The 21,983-nt window shown below is 61.1% G+C and carries 19 protein-coding genes; 9 read left to right on the forward strand and 10 right to left on the reverse strand.

All coding sequences use genetic code 11. The features are described from left to right. Positions 1–80: 80 nt before the first annotated feature. The 3 genes from HMPREF3087_RS03260 to glpX are packed head-to-tail and all read right to left on the reverse strand — an operon-like array spanning position 81 to position 3,264. Positions 81–1,484, reverse strand: coding sequence for a class II fumarate hydratase (locus HMPREF3087_RS03260; protein ID WP_082784787.1), 1,404 nt, complete (start codon positions 1,482–1,484; stop codon positions 81–83). Beyond that, positions 1,481–2,134, reverse strand: a complete 654-nt coding sequence (locus HMPREF3087_RS03265; protein ID WP_019175597.1) for a carbonic anhydrase — start codon at positions 2,132–2,134, stop codon at positions 1,481–1,483. The genes HMPREF3087_RS03260 and HMPREF3087_RS03265 overlap by 4 nt, the downstream gene beginning before the upstream one ends. Further along, the gene (glpX, locus tag HMPREF3087_RS03270; RefSeq protein WP_083272006.1) at positions 2,134–3,264 is read right to left on the reverse strand and encodes a class II fructose-bisphosphatase; all 1,131 of its coding nucleotides are present in this window, start codon (positions 3,262–3,264) and stop codon (positions 2,134–2,136) included. Before glpX ends, HMPREF3087_RS03265 begins: the two co-directional genes overlap by 1 nt. Positions 3,265–3,363: 99 nt before the next feature. Here glpX and HMPREF3087_RS03275 point away from each other — a divergent pair, with 99 nt between their 5' ends. Continuing rightward, positions 3,364–3,933, forward strand: coding sequence for a DUF4245 domain-containing protein (locus tag HMPREF3087_RS03275; RefSeq protein ID WP_070428038.1), 570 nt, complete (start codon positions 3,364–3,366; stop codon positions 3,931–3,933). Between the two features lie 81 nt (positions 3,934–4,014). On the opposite strand, the gene HMPREF3087_RS03280 is transcribed toward HMPREF3087_RS03275, so the two are convergent. Both HMPREF3087_RS03280 and xseA read right to left on the reverse strand, forming a co-directional pair. Continuing rightward, positions 4,015–4,272 (reverse strand): exodeoxyribonuclease VII small subunit, encoded by a 258-nt coding sequence (locus HMPREF3087_RS03280; RefSeq protein ID WP_061944103.1) that lies wholly within the window; start codon positions 4,270–4,272, stop codon positions 4,015–4,017. Further along, positions 4,265–5,587: an exodeoxyribonuclease VII large subunit gene (gene xseA / locus HMPREF3087_RS03285; RefSeq protein ID WP_070428039.1), complete on the reverse strand. Its 1,323-nt coding sequence runs from the start codon at positions 5,585–5,587 to the stop codon at positions 4,265–4,267. The genes HMPREF3087_RS03280 and xseA overlap by 8 nt, the downstream gene beginning before the upstream one ends. Before the next feature lie 118 nt (positions 5,588–5,705). On the opposite strand from xseA, the gene HMPREF3087_RS03290 reads away from it, so the two are divergent. After that, positions 5,706–6,761, forward strand: a complete 1,056-nt coding sequence (locus HMPREF3087_RS03290) for a 4-hydroxy-3-methylbut-2-enyl diphosphate reductase (RefSeq protein WP_070428040.1) — start codon at positions 5,706–5,708, stop codon at positions 6,759–6,761. 42 nt (positions 6,762–6,803) lie between these two features. Here the strand turns inward: HMPREF3087_RS03290 and HMPREF3087_RS03295 are convergent, their stop codons facing one another. Beyond that, a complete protein-coding gene (locus HMPREF3087_RS03295; RefSeq protein WP_070428054.1) occupies positions 6,804–7,931 on the reverse strand; it encodes a DNA recombination protein RmuC in 1,128 nt (375 codons plus the stop codon). A gap of 103 nt (positions 7,932–8,034) precedes the next feature. On the opposite strand from HMPREF3087_RS03295, the gene HMPREF3087_RS03300 reads away from it, so the two are divergent. After that, positions 8,035–8,277, forward strand: a complete 243-nt coding sequence (locus HMPREF3087_RS03300) for an LLM class flavin-dependent oxidoreductase (RefSeq protein ID WP_061944109.1) — start codon at positions 8,035–8,037, stop codon at positions 8,275–8,277. A gap of 363 nt (positions 8,278–8,640) precedes the next feature. Further along, entirely contained in the window at positions 8,641–10,104 is a 1,464-nt protein-coding gene (locus HMPREF3087_RS03305) for an MFS transporter (protein ID WP_256173022.1), read from the forward strand. Positions 10,105–10,306: 202 nt separating this feature from the next. Here the strand turns inward: HMPREF3087_RS03305 and merA are convergent, their stop codons facing one another. Further along, positions 10,307–11,731, reverse strand: a complete 1,425-nt coding sequence (gene merA, locus HMPREF3087_RS03310; RefSeq protein ID WP_070428042.1) for a mercury(II) reductase — start codon at positions 11,729–11,731, stop codon at positions 10,307–10,309. 107 nt (positions 11,732–11,838) lie between these two features. Here merA and HMPREF3087_RS03315 point away from each other — a divergent pair, with 107 nt between their 5' ends. Both HMPREF3087_RS03315 and HMPREF3087_RS03320 read left to right on the forward strand, forming a co-directional pair. Beyond that, the gene (locus tag HMPREF3087_RS03315) at positions 11,839–12,228 is read left to right on the forward strand and encodes a heavy metal-responsive transcriptional regulator (protein ID WP_010079214.1); all 390 of its coding nucleotides are present in this window, start codon (positions 11,839–11,841) and stop codon (positions 12,226–12,228) included. Between the two features lie 37 nt (positions 12,229–12,265). After that, positions 12,266–13,099 carry an LLM class flavin-dependent oxidoreductase gene (locus tag HMPREF3087_RS03320; RefSeq protein WP_070428043.1) on the forward strand — a complete coding sequence of 278 codons (834 nt, stop codon included), beginning with the start codon at positions 12,266–12,268 and terminating at the stop codon, positions 13,097–13,099. Between the two features lie 40 nt (positions 13,100–13,139). Here the strand turns inward: HMPREF3087_RS03320 and HMPREF3087_RS03325 are convergent, their stop codons facing one another. From HMPREF3087_RS03325 to HMPREF3087_RS03335, 3 genes are all read right to left on the reverse strand, one after another. Next, positions 13,140–13,973 (reverse strand): hypothetical protein, encoded by an 834-nt coding sequence (locus HMPREF3087_RS03325; protein WP_070428044.1) that lies wholly within the window; start codon positions 13,971–13,973, stop codon positions 13,140–13,142. Positions 13,974–14,111: 138 nt separating this feature from the next. Then, positions 14,112–15,434 (reverse strand): short-chain fatty acid transporter, encoded by a 1,323-nt coding sequence (locus HMPREF3087_RS03330; RefSeq protein ID WP_070428045.1) that lies wholly within the window; start codon positions 15,432–15,434, stop codon positions 14,112–14,114. A gap of 122 nt (positions 15,435–15,556) precedes the next feature. Further along, entirely contained in the window at positions 15,557–16,705 is a 1,149-nt protein-coding gene (locus HMPREF3087_RS03335) for a helix-turn-helix domain-containing protein (RefSeq protein ID WP_070428046.1), read from the reverse strand. 80 nt (positions 16,706–16,785) lie between these two features. Here HMPREF3087_RS03335 and ychF point away from each other — a divergent pair, with 80 nt between their 5' ends. The 3 genes from ychF (at position 16,786) to HMPREF3087_RS03350 (ending at position 21,956) form a co-directional block, all read left to right on the forward strand. Then, positions 16,786–17,871, forward strand: a complete 1,086-nt coding sequence (ychF, locus tag HMPREF3087_RS03340; protein ID WP_062019811.1) for a redox-regulated ATPase YchF — start codon at positions 16,786–16,788, stop codon at positions 17,869–17,871. Between the two features lie 262 nt (positions 17,872–18,133). Further along, positions 18,134–20,722: a type I restriction-modification system subunit M gene (locus tag HMPREF3087_RS03345; protein ID WP_070428047.1), complete on the forward strand. Its 2,589-nt coding sequence runs from the start codon at positions 18,134–18,136 to the stop codon at positions 20,720–20,722. Continuing rightward, positions 20,715–21,956 carry a restriction endonuclease subunit S gene (locus HMPREF3087_RS03350; protein ID WP_176744999.1) on the forward strand — a complete coding sequence of 414 codons (1,242 nt, stop codon included), beginning with the start codon at positions 20,715–20,717 and terminating at the stop codon, positions 21,954–21,956. The genes HMPREF3087_RS03345 and HMPREF3087_RS03350 overlap by 8 nt, the downstream gene beginning before the upstream one ends. Positions 21,957–21,983 lie beyond the last annotated feature (27 nt).

Raw genomic sequence — 21,983 nt, forward strand, 5'->3', positions numbered from 1 at the left:
GCCCGCCGACTCCGTGTGGAGCCGGCGGGCGCCCGTTCTGCTGTCAGGGGCTTGCCGAGACTGGTTTGCCCAGCGCTGCGTCAGCGGTTGTAGTTGCCGACCATGGTCATCACGTCGAGAGCCTTGTCGAGCTCTTCTTCCGTGATGGTGCCGTTTTCGACGTAGCCCAGGTCGATGGTGGCTTCCTTGACCGTCATCTTCTCTGCAACAGCGTGCTTGGCGATTGCTGCAGCTGCTTCGTAGCCGATGACCTTGTTCAGCGGGGTCACGATCGACGGCGATGCTTCGGCGAGGAAGCGGGCGCGCTCTTCGTTGACGGTCAGGCCGTCGATCATCTTTTCAGCCATGACGACCGAGGTGTTGGCCATCAGGCGGATGGATTCCAGCAGGTTCGCAGCCATGACCGGGATGCCCACGTTGAGTTCGAAGGCGCCGTTGGTCGAGGACAGCGAAATGGTGGTGTCGTTGCCGATGACCTGAGCCGAAACCATGATTGCGGCTTCGCAGATGACCGGGTTGACCTTGCCGGGCATGATCGACGAACCGGGCTGGAGGTCCGGGATGTGGATTTCGCCCAGACCCGTGTTGGGGCCCGAACCCATCCAGCGCAGGTCGTTGTTGATCTTCATGTAGCTGTAGGCAATGGTGCGCAGCTGACCGGAGACCTCCACGAGGCCGTCGCGGTTGGCCTGTGCTTCGAAGTGGTTGCGCGCTTCCGTAATGGGCAGGCCGGTCTGTTCGGCCAGCAGTTCGATGACGCGCTTGGAGAAGCCGTCGGGCGTGTTGATGCCGGTGCCGGTGGCGGTGCCGCCCTGCGGGACTTCAGCCACGCGGGGGAGCGAGGCTTCGATGCGCTCGATGCCGATGCGAACCTGTGCGGCGTAGCCGGAGAATTCCTGGCCGAGCGTCACAGGTGTGGCGTCCATCAGGTGCGTACGGCCGGCCTTGACGACGTCCTTCCAGGCTTCGGCCTTCTTTTCCAGCGATTCGGCGAGCGTGCGCATAGCCGGAATGAGGTCGTTGACCAGTGCGCCGGTGACGGCAACGTGCACCGAGGTGGGGAAGACGTCGTTGGAGGACTGGGACGCGTTCACGTGGTCGTTGGGGTGAACCTCGATGCCCTTGTCCTTGAGGATCTGGGTGGCGAGGTTGGCCAGGACTTCGTTCGTGTTCATGTTCGAGGATGTGCCCGAACCGGTCTGGAACACGTCGATGGGGTACTCGCCGTTGTGCTTGCCGGCGATGACTTCGTCAGCTGCCTGGGCGATGGCTTCGGCGCGCTCGGCATCGAGAACGCCAAGTTCCTGGTTGGCGCGCGCCGCGGCTTTCTTCACCTGACCGAGAGCTGCGATATGGGCGTTTTCGAGGGTCTTGCCCGAAATGGGGAAGTTCTCGACGGCGCGCTGGGTCTGCGCGGCGTAGAGGGCGTCCTTGGGGACTTTGACTTCGCCCATGGTGTCGTGTTCGATGCGGAATTCTGTCACTGTGCTGCCTCCGTGAGTTCCTTTTCCGTGGCCGCTTCGCCGCCGATCTGGGCGACGATCTTGGCGCGGCCGTCTTTGAGCTTGTAGGTCATGCCGACGATCATGAGCTGGCCGGAGTCGACCAGCTCTTTGAGGATTTGAGAGCGTTCGTACAGCAGGTGCACCGTGTCGACGGTGTTCTGGTGTACAGCGCCGCCGATGTCATTGAAGCCGTCGCGACGAGCGTGGATGACGGTCGGCAGGAGTCGTGAGACGACGTCGTAGACGAATCCATTGGGCGTTTCGCCGGTTTCGAGGGATTCGACTGCGGCGGTTACAGCCCCGCAGCTGTCGTGGCCCAGCACGATCAGCAGCGGCGTGCCGAGGTTGGATGCCCCGTATTCGAGGCTGCCGATGGTGACCGCGTCCGTGACCTGGCCGGCTGTGCGGACGACGAACATTTCGCCAAGACCGACGTCGAAGATCATTTCCGCGGCAACGCGCGAATCAGCACAGCCGAACAGTGTTGCGTAGGGGTGCTGGTGGTCGGTCAGCGTGCTGCGGTGCTTGGAGTTCTGGTTGGGGTGCGACGGGGTGTCTGCAACAAAGCGCTTGTTGCCTTCCATCAGGTGGTCGAGTGCCTGCTGCGGAGAAAGATTGCGTGCCGGCATCAGACCAGACCTCGCGCAGCGGCTTCCTTTGCCGCTTCTTCGTAGGAGTGGGTCTTCTCAAGAAGGTGTTCCGCCATGACGGTGCGGACCGTGCCGGACTTTGAACGCATGACGAGTGATTCGGTGACGACGCGCTTGCCTTCGTAGCGAAGACCGCCCAGGAGGTCGCCGCCGGTGATGCCCGTGGCGACGAAGTACGTGTTGTCGCCGGTGACGAGGTCGTCCGTGCTGAGCACGGCGTCGACGTCGAGACCCGCGTCGATTGCACCCTGGCGTTCAGCGTCGTCCTGTGGCCACAGGCGACCCTGGATGACGCCGCCGAGGGCCTTGATTGCGCAGGCCGAGATGATCCCTTCGGGGGTTCCGCCGATGCCCATGAGCATGTCGATTCCAGTGCCGGGGCGGCAGGCTGCGATGGAGCCCGCGACGTCGCCGTCGGAGATGAGCTTGACGCGTGCGCCGGCGTCGCGGACCTGCTGGATGAGGTCTTTGTGGCGGGGACGGTCGAGGATGACGACGGTGACCGAGGAAGGGTTGCCGGGGTTGCCCTTGGCCTTTGCAACGCGGCGGATGTTTTCGTCCACCGGCAGGCGAAGGTCAACGTAGTCTGCGGCGTCGGGGCCGACGACGAGCTTTTCCATGTAGAAGACAGCCGAAGGGTCGTACATGGAGCCGTCTTCAGAGACCGCCATGACGGAAATCGCGTTGGGCATGCCCTTGGCGGTCAGCGTGGTGCCGTCGATGGGGTCGACTGCGACATCGCACAGAGCACCGTCGCCGTTGCCGACTGCTTCGCCGTTGTACAGCATGGGGGCTTCGTCTTTTTCGCCTTCGCCGATTACGACGGTGCCGTTCATGGTGACGGTTGAAATGACATTGCGCATGGCGGCAACTGCGGCGCCGTCGGCGGCCAGTTTGTCGCCACGTCCCACCCACGGGGCTGCCGCGATTGCGGCGGCTTCTGTGACGCGGACGAGTTCGAGTGCGAGGTTGCGGTCGGGTTCGCCGGCCTGCGTGCGCAGACGCTGCGTCCATTCATCGGTGACGGCCTGAGGCGGGGCAGAAGCCCGTCCGCCGTTGTGGTGGCCTTTGACAGTCGGGTTTTCTGCCGGTGTTTCGCTGGTGCTCATAGTCCTTATTGTGCCACCCGGCTGTGACACAGCGAACTCAGATGGGCCAAGGGGTGGGTGGGTGTGCGTTTGCGTTCGCGCTCAGAGACAATAGGGGGCGTGTCTGAGAAGAAGCCCGTTCCCGGTTCGCGGGAAGAAATGCGCCAGATCCGCCTGACGTCGAACTGGGTCAATATGATCATCGCCCTGCTCATCTGCTTCGGCGTGGTGTTCGTCGTTTTTATGCTCGTTCCGCAGCCGAAGGGCGATCCTACGCGCAGCGTTGATGTTGCCTCGATCGGCCAGGCTGCCGAGGATCACGCCGGCTTCGATCTCTACACACCGAAGCTTCTCGAGGACTGGAACGCCAATGACGCCCACTTCACCAAGATGGGCCACCCTGAGGCAGATACGTGGTACGTGTCGATGGTCGGCCCCCAGGACCAGTGGGTTTCTGTTCGCCAGTCTGAGGGCGACGATGATTGGCTCGCCTCCGTTCTCGACGGCGCTGTCGAACGCGGAAAGTCGGACATCGACGGTGTGAAGTTCACCGAATACGAATCGAAGGACCTCACCCAGCAGGCGCTGGTGGGCAAGATTGCCGGAACAACGGTCGTCCTCAAGGGCTCAGCCCGGTGGGAGAGCTACCACGAATACGCGAAGCAGGCCGTCGAGCAGCTGAACGGCTGAGTGCTTCTTTCACTGGCTCTGCTCCAGCGTGGCTGCTGAACGCCGTTGAGCGGTCGGAAACCGCCGCTGAAGCTGCAGCCTTTATTCAGCGGACTCCGTGGTGTTTTCGCGCTTGGCCTGAGCCTCGTTGAGGGTTTCGCGGGCACCGTCGAGCCATGCTTGGCACCTGTCGGCGAGTTCTTCTCCGCGCTGCCACAGGCGCAGTGATTCTTCCAGCGGCAGGTTGCCGCCTTCGAGTGTGCGCACGACAGTGACGAGTTCGTCGCGCGCCTGTTCGTAGCTCATGTTCTGCGCATCCGACGGTGCGGCGGTGCTTTCGGGCATGGTGTTCTCAGTCATGTGAATCTGTTCCTTCCGTGGGGCGTCCGGGGCCGTCGGTGTTGGCGATTTCAGTGACGTCGGCGGTGAAGACACCGCGTTCGACTGTGATGGTCAGGTGATCGCCGGGTGTAAGTGTTTCCGCAGAGCGCACGGCGGTTCCGTCAGCGCTCTGCGCCACGGCGTAGCCGCGGGCCAGGGTGTTCAGCGGTGACAGCGAGCGAACCTGGGTGCGCAGATGCTGGACTTCCGCCAAGCCGGACTGCACTGCTGCATTGCCCAGCTGCCAGGCGCGTTCGCGCCAGTTTTCGACATCCCGTTGGCGTGAGGTGATCATCTGCTGCGGTTCAGCAAGGACAGGCCTTGAGCGCACGGATTCCAGTGCTGTGAGTTCCCGGGCGATGAACCTTTCCAGCGCTCCGTCCAGCTGGGCGCGGGCCTGGAGGATCTTCATGTTCTCTTCGTGGACGTCCGGCACGATTCTCTTGGCAGCGTCGGTCGGCGTGGACGCGCGCAGGTCCGCGACTTCGTCGAGGATGGGGTTGTCGGCTTCGTGCCCGATGGCTGACACCACGGGGGTGGTGGCATCAGAGACCGCGCGGATGAGCGTTTCGTTGGAAAACGGCAGGAGGTCTTCCATGCTGCCACCGCCGCGGGCGATGACGATGACGTCAATGGTGGGGTCGCTGTCGAGTTCGCGCAGTGCGCTGATGATCTGGCCGACCGCGGTTGTTCCCTGCACCGCTGTGTTGCGAACTTCGAACTGCACGGCCGGCCAGCGCAGTGTCGCGTTGCGCAGGACGTCCTTTTCGGCATCGGAGTTCCGTCCGGTGATGAGCCCGATTCTGCCGGGCAGGAACGGCAGCGGCTTTTTGGCCGCGGGGTCGAAAAGGCCTTCAGCCGCCAGTTGACGGCGCAGGCGTTCCAGCCGGGCGAGGAGTTCGCCAAGACCGACCGGGCGGATGTCGCGAGCGCGCATGGACAGGCGTCCGGCTTTGCCCCAGAAGTCTGCTTTGAGCTGCACGACGATGTGCGAGCCTTCTTCGATGGGGGATTCGAGCCTTTCGAGGACGTCGTTGAACACCTGCACGGGCAGCGACATTTCTTCGTTGAGGTCCCGCAGCGTGAAGTAGCTGACCCGGCCGCGCCGGTTGAACTGGATGACCTGGCCTTCGACCCACACGACCGACATGCGGTCGATGTATTCCTTCATCTTGCGCGACAGAAGAGCCAGGGGCCACGGGTTGTCCGCAGTGGTGTCGCCGGCCAGTGCGGGCAGGGGGCGTGGGGTGTGCGCGCCCAGTGTTCCCGGGGTTCCGCTGATCCGCTGTGCCACGCTTCCTCCGCTTCTGCTGCCGTCGCTTGGGGTTGTCGGGAAGTCTAACGCCAGGTGCTGACACAGAATTCTCATAGGCGCTTCCTACAATGGTGGCGTGAGTACTGTGAGCGTTCCCATGCCGGCCATGCCTCGTGTGCGCAAAGAGCCGAGTGAAATCCGACAGCCCGAGAGCGCTAAGCAGGTTCTGCTGGCGGCTCCCCGCGGTTACTGTGCGGGCGTTGATCGTGCTGTCATCGCCGTTGAACGTGCCCTTGAGCACTACGGTGAGCCCGTTTATGTTCGGAAGGAGATCGTCCACAACCGCCATGTTGTTGAGACGCTCACCGAGCGCGGCGCGATCTTCGTCGATTCCGCCAATGACGTTCCCGAAGGCAAGCGCGTGGTGTTCTCTGCCCACGGTGTGTCTCCGGAGGTGCACGCCAAGGCTGCTGCGCGCAATCTCGAGACGATTGACGCCACCTGCCCGCTGGTGACCAAGGTCCACCGTGAAGCCATCCGCTTTGCCAAAGAGGGATACCTGATCGTGCTTGTGGGCCACGACGGCCACGAAGAGGTCGAGGGCACGATGGGCGAAGCTCCTGACGACATCGTGCTGGTGCAGAACCCGGATGAGGCCCGCACGGTCGATCTGGGTGATCCCGAAAAGCTCATTTGGATTTCGCAGACCACCCTGTCGGTGGACGAAACCATGGAAACGGTCAATATACTGCGGGAGCGCTACCCGCAGCTGCAGGATCCGCCGAGTGATGACATCTGCTACGCCACTCAGAACCGTCAGGTCGCGGTGAAGAAGATCGCACCACAGGCAGATTTGGTGATCGTTGTGGGCTCGGCGAATTCGTCGAACTCGGTGCGTCTTGTTGAAGTTGCTTTGGAAGCCGGGGCAAAGGCCGCGCACCGGGTCGACTTCGCGCGTGAAGTCGACGAAGAGTGGTTCCACGATGTTGCCACGGTCGGTGTGACCAGCGGTGCTTCTGTTCCCGAGGTTCTGGTGCAGGGAGTGCTGAAGCTTCTGGCCGAGTACGGCTACACGGATGTCGAAGAAGTGCAGACCGCTACCGAGGACCTGATGTTTTCGCTGCCGCGTGAACTGCGCAAGGACCTCAAGGCTGCCGGCCACAAGACGTCGAACAAGAAGGACGGCGCGGACCGCGAACACGACCTGCGCTGACGCTTCTTAAACGTCACACAGCCTGCCGCTCAGCCGGCCAGATCACTCATCTGGCCGGCTGAGTTCGTCTGCGCTGGGTTTGCGCACAGCGGCGTCGAGGCCAGGGAGGGCATCGATGTGTTCAGTGCTCAGGCCGGTGTGGGTGAACTTTCGTGCGGTCACCAGGAACCTGCTTTCAAAGGACCCGATGAACGTGTTGTAGTCGCCCACCGCTCGCTGCAGTGCCGTGCCGACCCGGGCTGCGTGACCGGCGAGGGTTCCCACGCGGTCGTAGAGTTCCCGGCCCAAATGCAGGACTTCTTCTGCGGAGCTGCTGATGGCTTCATGCCGCCAGCCCATGGCCGCGGTCTTCAGCAGCACGAGGAGGGTCGAAGGTGAGGCGATGACGACATTGCGCGACATTGCCTTTTCGATGAGCTGCGGGTAGGCGGCAGCAGCCTCTGAAAGGAGAGAGTCGCTGGGCACAAAGCAGACGACGAAATCCGGGGAAGCGGCAAACTGCTTCCAGTACTCCTTTGATGCCAGCGAGTCGACGTGCCGTAGAAAAGCGCGCGCGTGTTCGTCCGTGGCGGGCCTGCCGTTCTCTTCTGCCCGCAGGCGTGCTGACAGTGGTGCTTTTGCATCGACGACGATGGTGCCGCCGTGCGGCAGGTTGATGACCATGTCGGGGCGGAGCGCGGAATCTGCTGTGGTGACGCTGACCTGAGTGTCGAAGTCGACGTGTGGAAGCATGCCCGCATATTCGACGATCCTGCGCAGCTGCACTTCACCCCACGCGCCGCGGGATGAGGTCGCGTTGAGCACCTGGCCCAGCCGCCCAGTGGATTCGCGAAGATCTCGGTTCTGCTGGCTTAGGTGAGTGAGCTGTTCGCTCAGCCTGGTCATCTGCTCAATGCGCTGGCGCTCTGTTTCCGTAAGGTCTTCCTGCAGGCGGCGCACCCCGGCGGCTAGCGGGCCGACAGCGCCGGTGAGTTCGCCGGCAAGGCGTGCATCAGCCTCCAGTGCTTCGGAACGGTCAGTCAGAAGCTGACGGGCTGTTTCCGCTTGAGCAAGCCTGGTGGACATTTCCGAGCGGGTGCGCGCTGAACCGAACAGGAAGCCGATAACAGCACCGAGCGCGAGGAAGACGATCGCTGCGACGACGGCGGTGATGAGTGCTGCTGTAGTCATGCCCTCAGTGTGCACTGAGGCACTGACATAACCAGGGGCAGCTGTTTTCGGATCAGATTCAATCCAAGGGGAATAGTCAAAGGTTCAACTTTATTTGGCTGGCATGAAGTCTTTTGAATTCCTCAGCTTCGGGCATTACGCGCCGGGCAGTGACCTTGATGCCAAACAGATGCTCACTGACGCGGTTGATATCGCGCAGGGTGCTGACGAACTTGGTGTCAACGGCGCCTATTTCCGTGTTCACCACTTTGCGCCGCAGTCGGGTTCGCCCATGCCGCTGCTGGCGACGATTGCGGCCAAGACGCGCAACATCGAAGTCGGTACCGGTGTCATCGACCTGCGCTAGCGCATGTATAGGTTGCGACACTGGTGACTCTCCATGACAAGTATTGAGCCATGGGTCACGCGTGAGCGCGGCACCATCTTGGCGCGTGTGCCGCCTCGCTCGCTTGGTACTTGGAGTCGGCAACCACAGGGGTGGCCTGGACCCGGCCCACTCAGATTCGCAGTCACGGGCCCCGGGCAGTACAATCGTCAACATGTCAGCATCTTCGTGCTCTGCCGCCTGCGCGGCAGTGACCAGGACCTCCCGCTAGCGGCGGGACGTCCTCCTCACACCACTTACCTCCTGGAACGTCCAGTCGCTTCGTGATCCATCCGGAGCGGCCCTTTGTGCTGCTCGAAACTCTTCAGAGCGACGGAGCAATCGATGCTTTCAGGCATTTCCTCTTCTACCCGCGGGTTCAGTCCCGTTCCTGTGCGCGTATGGCTCGTGCTATGCGCGATGTTCATGCTGCAGTTCTTCATCGCGGTCGACGTGACCGTGGTCAACATTGCGCTGCCCTCAATCGGCGCGGACTTCGGCGTCGAGGGTCACTCCCTGACGTGGGTCGTGGTCGGTTACACCATCACCGGTGGCGGGCTGCTGATGCTCGGCGGACGACTCGGTGACCTTCTGGGCCGCCGCCGCACACTACTGGTCGGCACGACCCTCTTCGGCGCGGCATCACTGCTGGCGGGCCTGGCACCCTCGTTCCCGGTCCTGGTTGCCGCGCGCCTGCTCCAGGGAGCAGGCGAGGCCATCGCGCTGCCCGCGGCGATGGCGACCATCGTGCTGCTCTTCCCCGAGGGGCCGCACCGGTCGCGCGCCTTGAGCGTGTGGGCCGCAGTGGCCAGCTGCGGACTGGTGCTCGGGTTCGCCCTTTCGGGGATCATCACCGCTCATCTGGGCTGGCGGTGGATCTTCCTAATCTCGGTTCCGTTCATCCTGGTCGTGATCGTGGCCGCGCTCGTACTGGTCCCGGCAGACCGGTCTCGGTCTCGTGAACGGGTCCGTCTGGACCTTCCGGGATCACTCCTGCTGACGGCCTGCCCGCTGCTGTTCGTCTACGCCGCGGTCGAGGCCGGCGAGCCTGGGACAAATCCGTGGGTGAGCGTGGCCGCGCTGGTCGGCTCGGTGCTAGCCGCCGTCGGGTTCGTGTGGGTCGAGTCGAAGTCGCAGAACCCGCTGGTTCCGCTGGCCTTCTTCGCGGACCGCGCGCGGCTGCGAGCGAACCTGACGACGATGCTGCTCAGCGGCGCGTTGTCGACTTCCTTCCTGCTGTTCACCTTCTACCTGCAGGAGAGGCTGGAGATCGGTCCGCTGGGGGCAGGTCTCACGATGCTGCCCCTGGCCGTAGCGCTGATCGCGGCCTCGGTGCTTGTTCCACGGCTGCTGGGGCGCTGGGGCGCACGCGCCTGCGTTCTGGTCGGGCTCACGGCTGCTGCGGGCGCGATGGCGGTGGTCGCGCTTGTGGCGGTCCTGGGCGGTGGGGCAGCGTGGCTGCTCCCTGCGATGCTGCTGATCGCGGCAGGAATGGGATTCGGACTCGTGGGTCTGCAGTACATCGCGGTCAGCGGGACCACCGACGAGGATGCCGGGATCGCATCGGGCGTCCAGCGAGCGGCGGACCAGCTCGGAGGAGCCAGTGGCGTGGCCGTGTACGTGGGCCTCGGGTTCGCCCCGGCCCTGCACGCCGGCGATCCCTTCGTGATCGCTGCGGTGCTCGCCGTCGCCGGGTTGGTCATCGGTGCCTTGGTCATCTCCCGGTCGCCGGCTAACACTGCGGTGCAGCCGCAGGCCGAACTGGCGACGATGACTGGAGCCACTCGAACTACTGACCCCGGTCAGTAGTCGAACGATTGCCGCAGCAGCCGGTCGAGCGACGTCGGTGCCGCCGCAGTCGCCGGAGGACGATCGCCGCTGTGACGGCCACCCCGACTGCGATCCCAGCACCGACAAGCACGCCCGCGCGATGCGAGTCGTGGTCCTTATCGCCGCTCATCGTCTGTTCCTCTCCCAGCTGAGCATTCCCCCCGATGGTCTGCGTGCGCGTTCACGCGCAGCACGACAGGAGCGACGGATCGGTGGTGAAGGCCTTGGCGGCGATCCGGATGCCCTCGGCCATGGTCAGGTAGGGGGCCCAGGCGTCGGCGACCTCGGCGACCGTCTTGCCGAGCACGTGGACCCCGGCGGCGGCGAGCTCGCCGGCGTCCTTGGCGACGGCGGTGATGCCGAGGATCTTCCCCGTGTCGGCGTCCACGACGATCTTGACGAAGCCGCGGGTGTCGCGGTTGACCAGGGCGCGGGGCACGTGGTGCAGGGGCAGGACGCGGCAGTCGCAGCGGATCCCGGCGGCGACGACGTCCTTCTCGGTCATCCCGACCGCGCCGATCGCCGGGCCGGTGAACGTGACCCTCGGCAGCCGGGCGTAGTCCACGGCCCGGTCGGCGTCGGTGAACGCGTTCTCGGCGACGAGGGTGCCGTGGTGGGCGGCGACGTAGACGAACTCGGGGTGGCCGGTCACGTCGCCCGCGGCCCAGATCCGCGGGTGGGAGGACTGCATCCGGTCGGAGACGACCACCTCGCCGAGGTCCCCGGTCTCGACTCCGACCCTGTCGAGGCCGAGACCGTCGGTGGCCGGTCGTCGTCCGAGGGCGACGAGCACCTGGTCGGCGCGGAACTCCTCCCGCCCCCCGGCGACGTCCGCGGTGACGACGGCCTGCCCGGTCGCGGCGTCGCGGGACACCCGCGTCGGCAGCGCGCGGCGGACCACCCGGATGCCCTCGTCGGCGAACGCCTCCTGAAGCGCCTTGGACACCTCCGGCTCCTCCTTCGAGGCGAGCCGGGACCGCACCAGCAGCGTGACCTGCGAGCCGAGGCGAGCGAACAGCTGCGCCTGCTCCAGGGCGACGTAGCCGCCGCCGAGCACCAGCAACGACTCAGGAACCTCAGCGAGTTCCATTGCCGTGGTCGAGGTCAGGTACCCGGTCTCCTCCAGGCCGTCGATCGGCGGAGCCCACGGGCGAGAACCAGTCGCGACCAGGAAGTGGTCGGCCTCGATGGTCTCGACCGTCCCGTCGCCGGCGATGATCTCCAGTACCGGGGCGTCTGGGCCGCCGGCGAACGATGCATCGCCGCGGCGGACCTGCCAGCCGTAGGAGTCGGCGACGTCGGCGTACTTCTCGCCGCGCAGCGACTCGACCAGCGCCTGCTTCCCGGCGATCAGCGCAGGCATGTCCACTGTCTCAGCCGTCGCCGCGATCCCCGGGAACCGGCCTGAAGCGTCGGCGGCGACGTGACGGGTGTCGGCAGCGGCGATGAGGGCCTTCGACGGCACGCAGCCGGTGTTCACGCAGGTGCCGCCGAGCGTCCCGCGCTCCATCATCACCACCGACTTGCCGAGCGTGGTCGCGCGGATCGCGGCGGCGAACGCACCACCGCCCGATCCGATGATGGCGAGGTCGTACTTCGTGGGCATCGCAGCTCCTGTCAACACTTGGTCTTCCGGTCTGTCTCAGCCATACTGGACCTTCCAGTGCAGGGGAAGGTCAAGAGGACTTCTGCCGAAAGAAGAGGGGGCCTGCGATGCGCATCGGGGAACTCGCCGAGCGGGCGGGAACGACGGCGAAGACGCTGCGGTTCTACGAGGAGCAGGGCCTGCTGCCGCCGGCCGAGCGCACGCCGTCCGGATACCGCGACTACGCGCCCGAGACGGCCGCCCGGATCGACTTCGTCCACCGCGGCCAGGCCGCGGGCCTCACCCTCGCCCAGATCCGCCAGATCCTCGACATCCGCGACGACGGCGCTGCTCCCTGCGAGCACGTGCGCGACCTCCTCGACGCACGCCTCGCCGAGATTGAGCAGCAGATCGCCCAGCTCGCCGCGCTGCGCGACACCATCACCGAGCTCAGACGCGACGCCGCGCAGCCCGACCCCGACTCGTGCAGCGCGGACCAGGTCTGCCGGTACCTGTAAACGGCAGAGCCGGTCGCACCAACGCCACAAGCCCGACATGCGCTACGAAAATCCCCTGTACCTGGCAGAGGAAGCCGCCGCACTCGACCTCTTGTCCGATGGACGGGTGGCGCTGGGAATCTCGCGCGGCTCACCAGAACCGGCTGAGCGCGGCTGGGAAGCCTTTGGCTACGCAGGTTCCACCGACCCGCGCGGAGCCGATATCGCGCGCGAAAAGTTCCCACAGTTCATGGCGGCAATCCGCGGTGAAGGCATGGTCGAACCTGCCAGTCAGCAATCCGGCTTCCCGCCCTCACCGGCTGATGAACACGGGCGTCTGCGCATTGAACCGCACTCGCCAGGTCTTGACCGCCGCATCTGGTGCGGCGCTGGCAGCCGCGAAACAGCAGTGTGGGCCGCACAGCAGGGTGTCAACCTCATGTCCTCGCCCCTCCTGACAGAGGCCACGGGTGATTCCTTCGCACAGCTGCAATCGGAGCAGATCGCACTGTTTCGCGATGCATGGAAAAAGGCCGGCCATGATTGGACGCCGCGCGTGCCCGTTTCACGCAGCATTTTCCCGATCGTCAACGAGCTCGATGCCATGTATTTCGGCGCTCGCGGCCAGGGTGCGAACGACCAGATCGGCGTCATTGACGGTTTCCGCTCTACGTTCGGCAAGACCTACGCGGCGGAGCCAGACCAGCTGGTCGAACAGCTCAAGCAGGACACCGCGCTCATGGACGCTGACAGCGTCATGCTCACCATTCCCAGCCAGCTCGGTGTTGATTACAACCTCCACATTTTGGAAGTTTTCGCCACACACGTTGCGCCTGAACTCGGCTGGCAGCCGGCCTGGCAGGGCCCCACGGAGGGGTATCCCATCAGTTGATCTGGGAGAAACCCGCCGGGGCAGCCAGCCCGCCCGGCACTTAGGCCGGGGAGTGGGGTGACTGTGGCGGCGCCTCGTCAGCGGGTCCCGAAGGCTGCTGCCCAGCAGCAGGCGGCTTGGTGCCGCGCTGGGTGAAGAACTCAACCGCAAGCAGACCGCCTCCGGCGATCAAGACCAAGGACATCACAGCCAGGAGACCTAAGCCCACGTGCGGGAACATCCCGGAGAAGACATAGGGCAGGCGGGCCAGAACAGTGAAGATGCCCAACAGGCCCGCGAGTGCGCCAGCGCCGCCGGCAATCAGTTTGAGGATGGGCTTCTTCGTGATGATCGCAGCGATTGCAGTGCCGATTGCGCCCAGGCACAGCAGCATGATGAGGATGCCCGCGAAGGCTCGACCGCTCACCATGACCGAGAACGAAAAGAAGTTCAGGGTGCCGTGGTCGCTCAGTACGTCGATCATGACGAACGGCAGGAACATGCTGATGATTGCCAGGAGCGCTGCGGCGGGCAGACCAAAGGATGCCCAGCGTGCAAAGGTGCCGATCTTGCCGCTGCCCTGGGCGCCGTGCTTGTTGAGGAAGTCCTGTGCTTCTGCGCTGGAGCGTTCAACCGTTGGTGCGACGTGGGTGGTGTAGGCGTCTTTCGCGCTGGCGCTGAAGTTGCGGAAGCCGGAGCTGAGCTGCTCGCCGAACTGCTCGAAGGACTGGTGCTGATCGTTGTGGATCTCGCCGCGGTCAAGAGCCGCGCGGTACTCCTCGACCGTCGGCGGCCGGCCCTGGGAGGTGCGGAAAGCCTGAGCCCATTCTTCGGGGGTGGGCTTGCGGTTCGGCTGCTGAGGATCAGCGGGGTCGGTGTGCTCGGCAGGTGCCACGGGGTTCCTTCCGTGCGGTGTCGGCGGGGACAGGCGGGAAATTTCGAGCTTCGCTACCCCAATCTACATTTTGAAACGGCAGCCGAGCATACCTTAGGTGATTCAGAGCTGACGAGAGATTGAATTCCTCAGCAGTGGTTACCACCCAAGAACGGGAACCAGAAGGAAGATCGTTCCCGAGATCAGCATGAGTACGAGCATGGCAGTCATGCAATATCCCCAAATATCCTTGAGTCCAAGCTTCGACAATCCCAATGTCGGCAGAACAAAGAACGGCTGCAGGAGGTTGGTGGTCATATCACCGACGGAAACCGCGTTGACCACGGTGGCTGGACTGATGTTCATATTCTGAACAGCTTCGATCATCACGGGGCCCTGCACCTGCCATTGGCCACCTGCGGAAGGCACGAAGATGTTGACAATCATGGCCGAGACATAGGCCAGCAGGAGGAATGTGCTGTCTGTCGAAATCGAAGCAAACCACTGACCGATGAGCACAATCAGCCCGGACCCGGCCATAATTCCGATGATCCCGGCGTAGAAAGGGAACTGAAGCACGATGCCAGAGGCTGCCGGAATCCCGTCGGTAATGCACTTGGCATACTTCGCTGGGCTCCCGTGCAGACAGATTCCCGCAATCAGAAAAATGAAGTTCATGATGTTGAGTTCGAGATTGAACCCGTTCGCAATGAAATAGAGAGCAATTGCGGTGATCCCGAGTATGACGACAGCAGTGTTGATGATGATGCTGTTATCGATTTTTTCAGCGGCGGTATCCGGCTTGCTTTGTTCTGTGACGTCTGCGGGACGGCCCTTAAAGGGGACCACTTCTTCTGCTCGCGGGGCCATGAGAGCAAAAGCGATGTAAACGCCGATGAACCCGAGGATCGAGATGGTGAGCATGGTCGGACTGAAAATTGTCTGTGTGACGGGAATCAGACCGATCTTGTCCTCCAGCGGGTGTTCGGGAGTGTTCACCAAAAGCGGGGCAGTAAGTGCAAGCGACATAGGCTGGGTGGCGATCACCGCTGAATAGGATGAGGCTACAAGCAGACGAAAATCTGCGGTCTGTGTACGACGAGCAACTTCGATCGAAACAATAGTGCCGGCTACGAAGCCCAAACCCCAGCTGATGATTCCAAGCCCAGCAGACACAACCATGACCACGGTGAGGGCTGCGAACTGCGTTTTCGGAACTTCAGCGAATTTAGTTAGAAGGCGCTTAGCCAGTGGTGCTTGCGCCAGCGCGTATCCGGTTACAAGCACGATCACCATCTGCATACCGAATTCGAGGAAGTTCCAGAAGCCCCCGTACCACATCTCCGCTATCTCTGGAAGGCTCGCGCCGCCTAAGGTCATGCCCATGGCTACAGCCACGATGGTGAGGATGAGAGCGAATAGGTAGGCGCTAGGCAGGTACCTCTCCACTAGTATGTTGAGGCTCTTAGACAAAAACTTCACGGTTGCTCCTTTGCAATCGACAGCGCAACGCCACGCTGGGACAATGCTAGAGATCTGCCGCGAATACAGTATTGGTTGTTGCTACATAAGTTCCTGCACTGTCTTGTGGGAGAAGACAACGTTCAGTTGATCGGCTGGTCTTTCGCCTTCATCGATTCGAGCAGCCAAGCAAGTTCTATGCGAGTTTCGGTGTGTTCAATGGAACACGAGGTGAGCTCTTCGAAGCGCGACAGTCGGTAGCGAAGAGTATTGGGGTGGCAATGAAGGGTGGCTGCTGCGGCAGTCACGCTCGCGTTGTGAATCAGATAAGCATCGAGTGAGTCAAGAAGAGATTTGACATCGGCTTTCCCTCGCCGGAGGGGGGTGATGTATTTCTTCTCATAAAGGTGGAGGACATCAGGGTACGCGCGTACAGCAAGTCGCCATCCAACATCGCTCAGGCGATGCAGTCCCGGTTTGCGGGCCTTGGACGTGCGAGTGATCTGCTCCGCGGTGCGGAACGACTCGTGGAGGTAGGGGAGAAGCCTGGGTGGCCCTACCGACATGCTTGCCTCGGGAAAAGTCAGATGCTCCGTAGAGAATCCTTCGATCGTGAAAGCTGTGGCGGTGCAGACTCCACGCCCGTTGGTTAAACGAGCTTCCACCATGCGCAATGATTCGTATGTTGGAAGCGAAGCCTCGGGAGAAAACGCGGCAATGAAATAGCTGTACTCCGCCCGTTCGTTCAGGTGGAAGAACTGGGCAGCTGCATAGGCGCTGGGACCGAATGGGGAGCCGTTTTTGACCGTGTCGAAGATGATCTCTTTTTGTGCCTGGCTCTGGGACGCCTGAAGCTGCTGATGATGGTTATAAACGTTTGCCAGTTTGACGGTGTAGGCATTTGCTGACTTCCACACGCTGCTGATGGCTTCGGCTTGTTCGCGCGCAGAGCATCCGCCTTGGTCAAGCAGTTTTATGAGTATCTCTACGAGTCGTTCGACGCTGTGGCGATAGGTCTGAAAGATCTCTTCAAGAGGGACTCCTTTTTCAAATCGCGAACGTGAGATCTGTGCCCACCTCATAAAGTATGAATCTGAGTTTCCGCTGTTGGGGCCGATTGAGCGTATGCACATTTCTACGTTCTGCTTGAGTGAGTCTTCGATCTCGGTATCGGTGACGTCGATGTACATCGGAGACTCACGCCGCACGTAGGCGATGATTTCCGGCAGAAGTCGCATACCTTGTTCGCGAAGTGCGTTGGCGAGCTGTTCATGGGAGACCTGGGAAGCCATGAGGAGATTGTGCCATTGGCCTCTCGCCTCGTTTGCCGCCCGGAGGCGACCGTCAGCCGGTCGCGGGCTAAAATGTCCGCGTGGCTTTGACAATTGGAATTGTGGGACTGCCCAATGTGGGCAAGTCGACCCTGTTTAACGCTTTGACCCGTGCTGAAGTTCTCGCGGCGAACTACCCGTTCGCAACGATCGACCCGAACGTGGGCGTTGTGCCGCTGCCCGACCCGCGACTGGACCGGCTGTCTGAGATCTTCGGTTCCGAGAAGATTCTGCCGGCGACCGTGAGCTTCGTGGACATTGCGGGCATCGTCAAGGGCGCCTCGGAAGGTGAGGGCCTGGGGAATAAGTTCCTGGCCAATATTCGCGAAGCCGATGCCATCTGCCAGGTGACCCGCGCTTTCTCGGACCCGGATGTCACCCGGGTTGAAGGTTCGGAGACCCCGGCCGGTGACCTCGACACGATTTCGACCGAGCTGATTCTGGCTGACCTGCAGACGCTGGAGAACGCTCGTCCACGCATTGAAAAGGATGTCAAGCGCAAGCTCATTGACGGTGCGGTGCTTGAGGCTATGGACAAGGCCGCTGCTCTTCTTGAAGACGGCACGACCCTGTTCCAGGGTGCGGAGAAGGCCGGGATTGATGTTTCGCTGCTGAGTGAACTGCAGCTCATGACGGCAAAGCCCTTCATCTACGTGTTCAACACTGATGAAGAGGGCCTGGCTGATGAGGACATGCAGAAGCAGCTGCGCGAGCTCGTGGCTCCGGCTGAGGCAATTTTCCTCGATGCGAAGTTCGAAGCTGAACTCATTGAGCTGGATCCTGAAGAAGCCGCCGAAATGCTCGAATCTACCGGTCAGGACGAGCCTGGTCTGGACAAGCTGGCTCGCGTTGGCTTCGACACTCTTGGTCTGCAGACGTACCTGACTGCCGGGCCGAAGGAGGCTCGTGCGTGGACCATCCGCAAGGGCTGGACCGCTCCCGAGGCGGCAGGGGTCATCCACACCGACTTCCAGAAGGGCTTCATCAAGGCTGAGATCGTGTCCTTTGAAGACCTCGATGAACTCGGCTCGATGAACGAGGCGAAAGCCGCCGGCAAGGTCCGCATGGAAGGCAAGGACTACGTTATGGCTGACGGCGACGTCGTGGAGTTCCGGTTTAACGTCTGACCCGCACCATTAACACTTCCCATAAGTGGAAGATACATTCGCGTTCTGTGAAGGTTCCAGGCACGCAGTTGACTCCATTCGTTCGCATACGCTGCAAGACTTTGACTGCGTAGTGTCGTTAACGTGTGAATTGTGTAACACTGCGAGTTACACGTGGCGATTGCGTACATCTATATTCTGCCTTGAGCGCTGAAGCGGCACTCAAGGCAGAGTGGCGTACAGGATCAACCGAAGCTGAACAAACTGGTACAAGGGGCCTTACATGGACAAACGGCAAGTGGCATCGCGAATCTGGGAATCCGCGAACACGATGCGTTCAAAGATCGAAGCGCAAGAATACAAGGACTATATTCTCGGCTTCATCTTCTATAAGTTCCTCTCCGATCAGGTAGAGAAGCTTATGTACACCAATGACGTGGCGCCTGACGAACTTGCCGATGTACTTGTCGAAAGCGACTCTGAGACCGTCGAGTTTGTCCAGAACCGCCTGGGCTACTTCATCGCCTACGACAACCTTCATTCGACCTGGCGTAAGGAAGGCGGCGACTTCAACGTCGCTGACGTGCGCGACGCTTTAGCGGCATTTGACCGCCTTATCTTGCCGAGCCGCAGCCATGTCTTCAAAGACATTTTCCGAACCCTTGAGACAGGACTGTCAAAACTCGGCGACAGCGCCACAAAGCAGACAAAGGCAATTCGGGACCTGCTTGACCTCATCAACGATATCCCCACCGACGGTTCACAAGGCTACGACGTTCTCGGGTTTATCTATGAGTACTTGATCTCGAAATTTGCTGCCAACGCAGGTAAGAAGGCTGGTGAGTTCTACACCCCGCACGAGGTCTCTGAGGTGATGAGTCGCATTGTTGCCGCGCACATCCAGGGCCGTGACACCATTACCATTTACGACCCGACATCAGGGTCTGGTTCGTTGCTGCTTAACATCGGCCAGGCGGTTGCACGCCACATGGGCGACCCGGACGCAATTAAGTACTACGCCCAGGAAATCAAGGAAAACACCTTTAACCTAACGCGTATGAACCTGGTTATGCGAGGTGTCAAAGCGGATAATATCGTCGCCCGCAGTGGCGACAGTCTCGAGCATGACTGGCCTATGTTCGACGACGCCGATCCAGAGAATACGTACGATCCCCTTTTCGTTGATGCGGTTGTTTCTAACCCGCCGTATTCGCAAAGGTGGAAACCGGAGGGCAAAGCCACCGACCCGCGCTTTACGAAGTACGGACTCGCGCCTGAAACCAAAGCGGACTACGCCTTTTTGCTGCACGAACTCTTCCATGTCAAATCCGATGGCATTATGACAATCGTGCTGCCACACGGCGTGCTCTTCCGTGGTGGGGCAGAAGAGACTATTCGCACCCGCCTCATTGAGGCCAATAACATCGACACCATCATCGGTCTGCCCGGCTCGATCTTCTTCGGTACCGGCATTCCAACGATCATCATGGTGCTGAAGAAACAGCGCTCGCATGATGACGTGCTGTTTATTGACGCTTCCCAGGACTTCGTTAAAGACGGTAAGAACAACGTGCTGCGTGCCCGTGACATCGAGCGCATCGTCGATGCCGTTCATGCACGCCAAGACGTAGCAAACTACGCGCGTGTTGTGAGCCGTGAGGAGATTCGCGACAACGATTACAACCTCAACATCCCGCGGTATGTCTCTGCAACACTGCCCCCAGAACCGGTGGATTTCTTCGCCACGGTCAACGGTGGTATTCCTGTCGCGGAGATCGATGATCTTGCGGAGTATTGGGAGGAGCTCCCAGGCCTTCGTGAATCGCTTTTTGTTGAAGACTCCAATGGCTCTGCGGTACTCGCCACTGACGACATCCGCAATGCGATTCTGTCGCACGAAGCGGCTGAAGCACTGGGCGGCAGAATGAACGCAGCGCTAGCTGGCCTCCCTGAGGCGCTGCACACCGATCTCATCGAGAACGCAATGACTGTCTCGGTGAATACCGCTGATGATGCGATTAAGGCTGACCTGTTCAACCGCTTGGCCCCCGTTCCACTGGTCGATGAGTACCAGGGGTATCAATTGCTTCATGAGAAGTGGCGTGTCACTTCGAACGACCTGACGATCCTGCAGACTGAGGGATGGGACGCAGTGCGTGTCGTCGATCCGGTCATGGAGTGGAAGACAAAGAACAACAGGAAGGTCTACACCCAAACTGGTTGGGAGGGGCGTGTCGCACCTTTTGACATTGTTCGCAACCTCTACCTGCCGGAGCTCGCAGAACGGGTTGCTGATCTGGCAGACGAGCGCGACAGCATCGAGGCTGAACTGGCCGCCATCATCGAAGGCCTGAGTGAAGAGGATAAGACTGACCTCACTGAGGTTCTCAACGCCAAAGAAGACTGGTTTTTAAAGGGCCAGCTCAACAAGGCCGTCAAGGCTCTGCAGAAGGATGAGCAGTGGCCTGAAGGCAGCGTCGAGGCCATCCAGATCGAAGCAAAGCGTTTGCTTGATCGCCTGACCAAGGTGAAGTCGGAACTTAAGAAAGCGACACAAGAGCTGGAGGAGAAGACCCACGAAACCATCAAGAGTCTTGACGCCGCCCAGATCGACGAGGTGCTCACACACAAGTGGGTGACTGCGCTGATGGCTCAGCTGGCTCAATTGCCCACGCTTGCGTTGGGAGGCCTCGCCAGCAAGATACAACGCCTGCGCGATAAGTACGCCACACCGCTAACTGAGCTTGATACGCAGATCGCTAGAACTGAGCGCAACCTGCTCAGCGCGTTGAATGGGCTGACTGGTTCAGATGCAGATTTGCAGGCTGTGGCAGCCCTTAAGCAGATGCTCGGTGGTGGACAGCGTGACTAAGAACAACACGCCAGCAGTGCGGTTTGAGGGTTTCGACGGTGAGTGGGGTGCGGTCGAGTTACAGCAGATTGCCGACATAGTCGGCGGTGGTACCCCCAGCACTTCTGTAACTTCCTTTTGGGACGGTGATATCGATTGGTATTCCCCTAATGAGATTGGGGAGACCGCAATTGCGAAGCCAAGCAATAAGCGGATCACTCGTGCCGGGTTAGCAAACTCATCGGCACGACTGTTGCCAGCGCATCGGACAGTTCTATTTACGAGTAGAGCGAGTATCGGGCACGCAGCGATCTTGGACCATCCTGCTACGACTAATCAGGGCTTCCAATCGTTTGTGCTGAACAAAGGTGTTGATACGCACTTTTTCTATGCTCTGACATCGAAGATCACCGAGATAGCCGAACAGCTTGCGACTGGATCAACATTCCTAGAGGTTTCTAACAAAACAGTCCGAGAAATTGAGGTCCATGTCCCCGCGACCGAAGAACAGCGCGCCATCGGTGAACTCTTCTCTGATCTCGACGCGCTTATCGAGCAGCACCGTGCCAAGCACGAGAACCTGCAGCAGACGAAGACTGCGTTGCTGCAGCGTATGTTCCCGAAAGACGGCGCTGATGAGCCGGAGCTGCGGCTTGATGGGTTCAGCAGGGCGTGGGGTACTGCTGAGTTACAAGACCTCGCTGCCAAGTTCACCGATGGTGATTGGATAGAATCTAAGGACCAGAGCACTGGCGGTATTCGACTGCTTCAAACAGGCAACGTTGGTGTTAACCAGTTCCTCGCAAAGGCTGGTAGCGAAAAATGGGTTTCTGAATCAACATTTCATCGGCTTCGGTGTGAAGAAGTTCTACCGGGTGACATCCTTATTTCGCGCCTGCCTGAGCCAGCGGGTCGTGCCTGCAAAGTGCCCGCTCTCCCTTACAAGATGATTACAGCGGTTGACTGCACAATCGTGCGTACCGATTCATCAAACGATCCTGATTTTATACTCGCTTATCTCAGCACCACAGAGTATTTCGACAGTATTCGTCTGATGCTGGCCGGCGGCACTCGCCAAAGGGTGAGTAGGTCTAACTTGGCGACTATCCTCCTACCGACCCCTCCCACCCTCGAAGAACAACGTGCTATCGGTGAGGTGTTCTCTAATCTTGACGACCTCATTGCGGCTGAAACCAACTACATAACTCAATTGACCCAAGCGAAGACTGCGCTGCTGCAGCGCATGTTTGTCTAAGGAATGCTCGCTATGACTACGCCACCG

Origin of the sequence: Brevibacterium sp. HMSC22B09 (assembly GCF_001806795.1) — a bacterium.
GTDB classification, from domain to species: domain Bacteria; phylum Actinomycetota; class Actinomycetes; order Actinomycetales; family Brevibacteriaceae; genus Brevibacterium; species Brevibacterium ravenspurgense.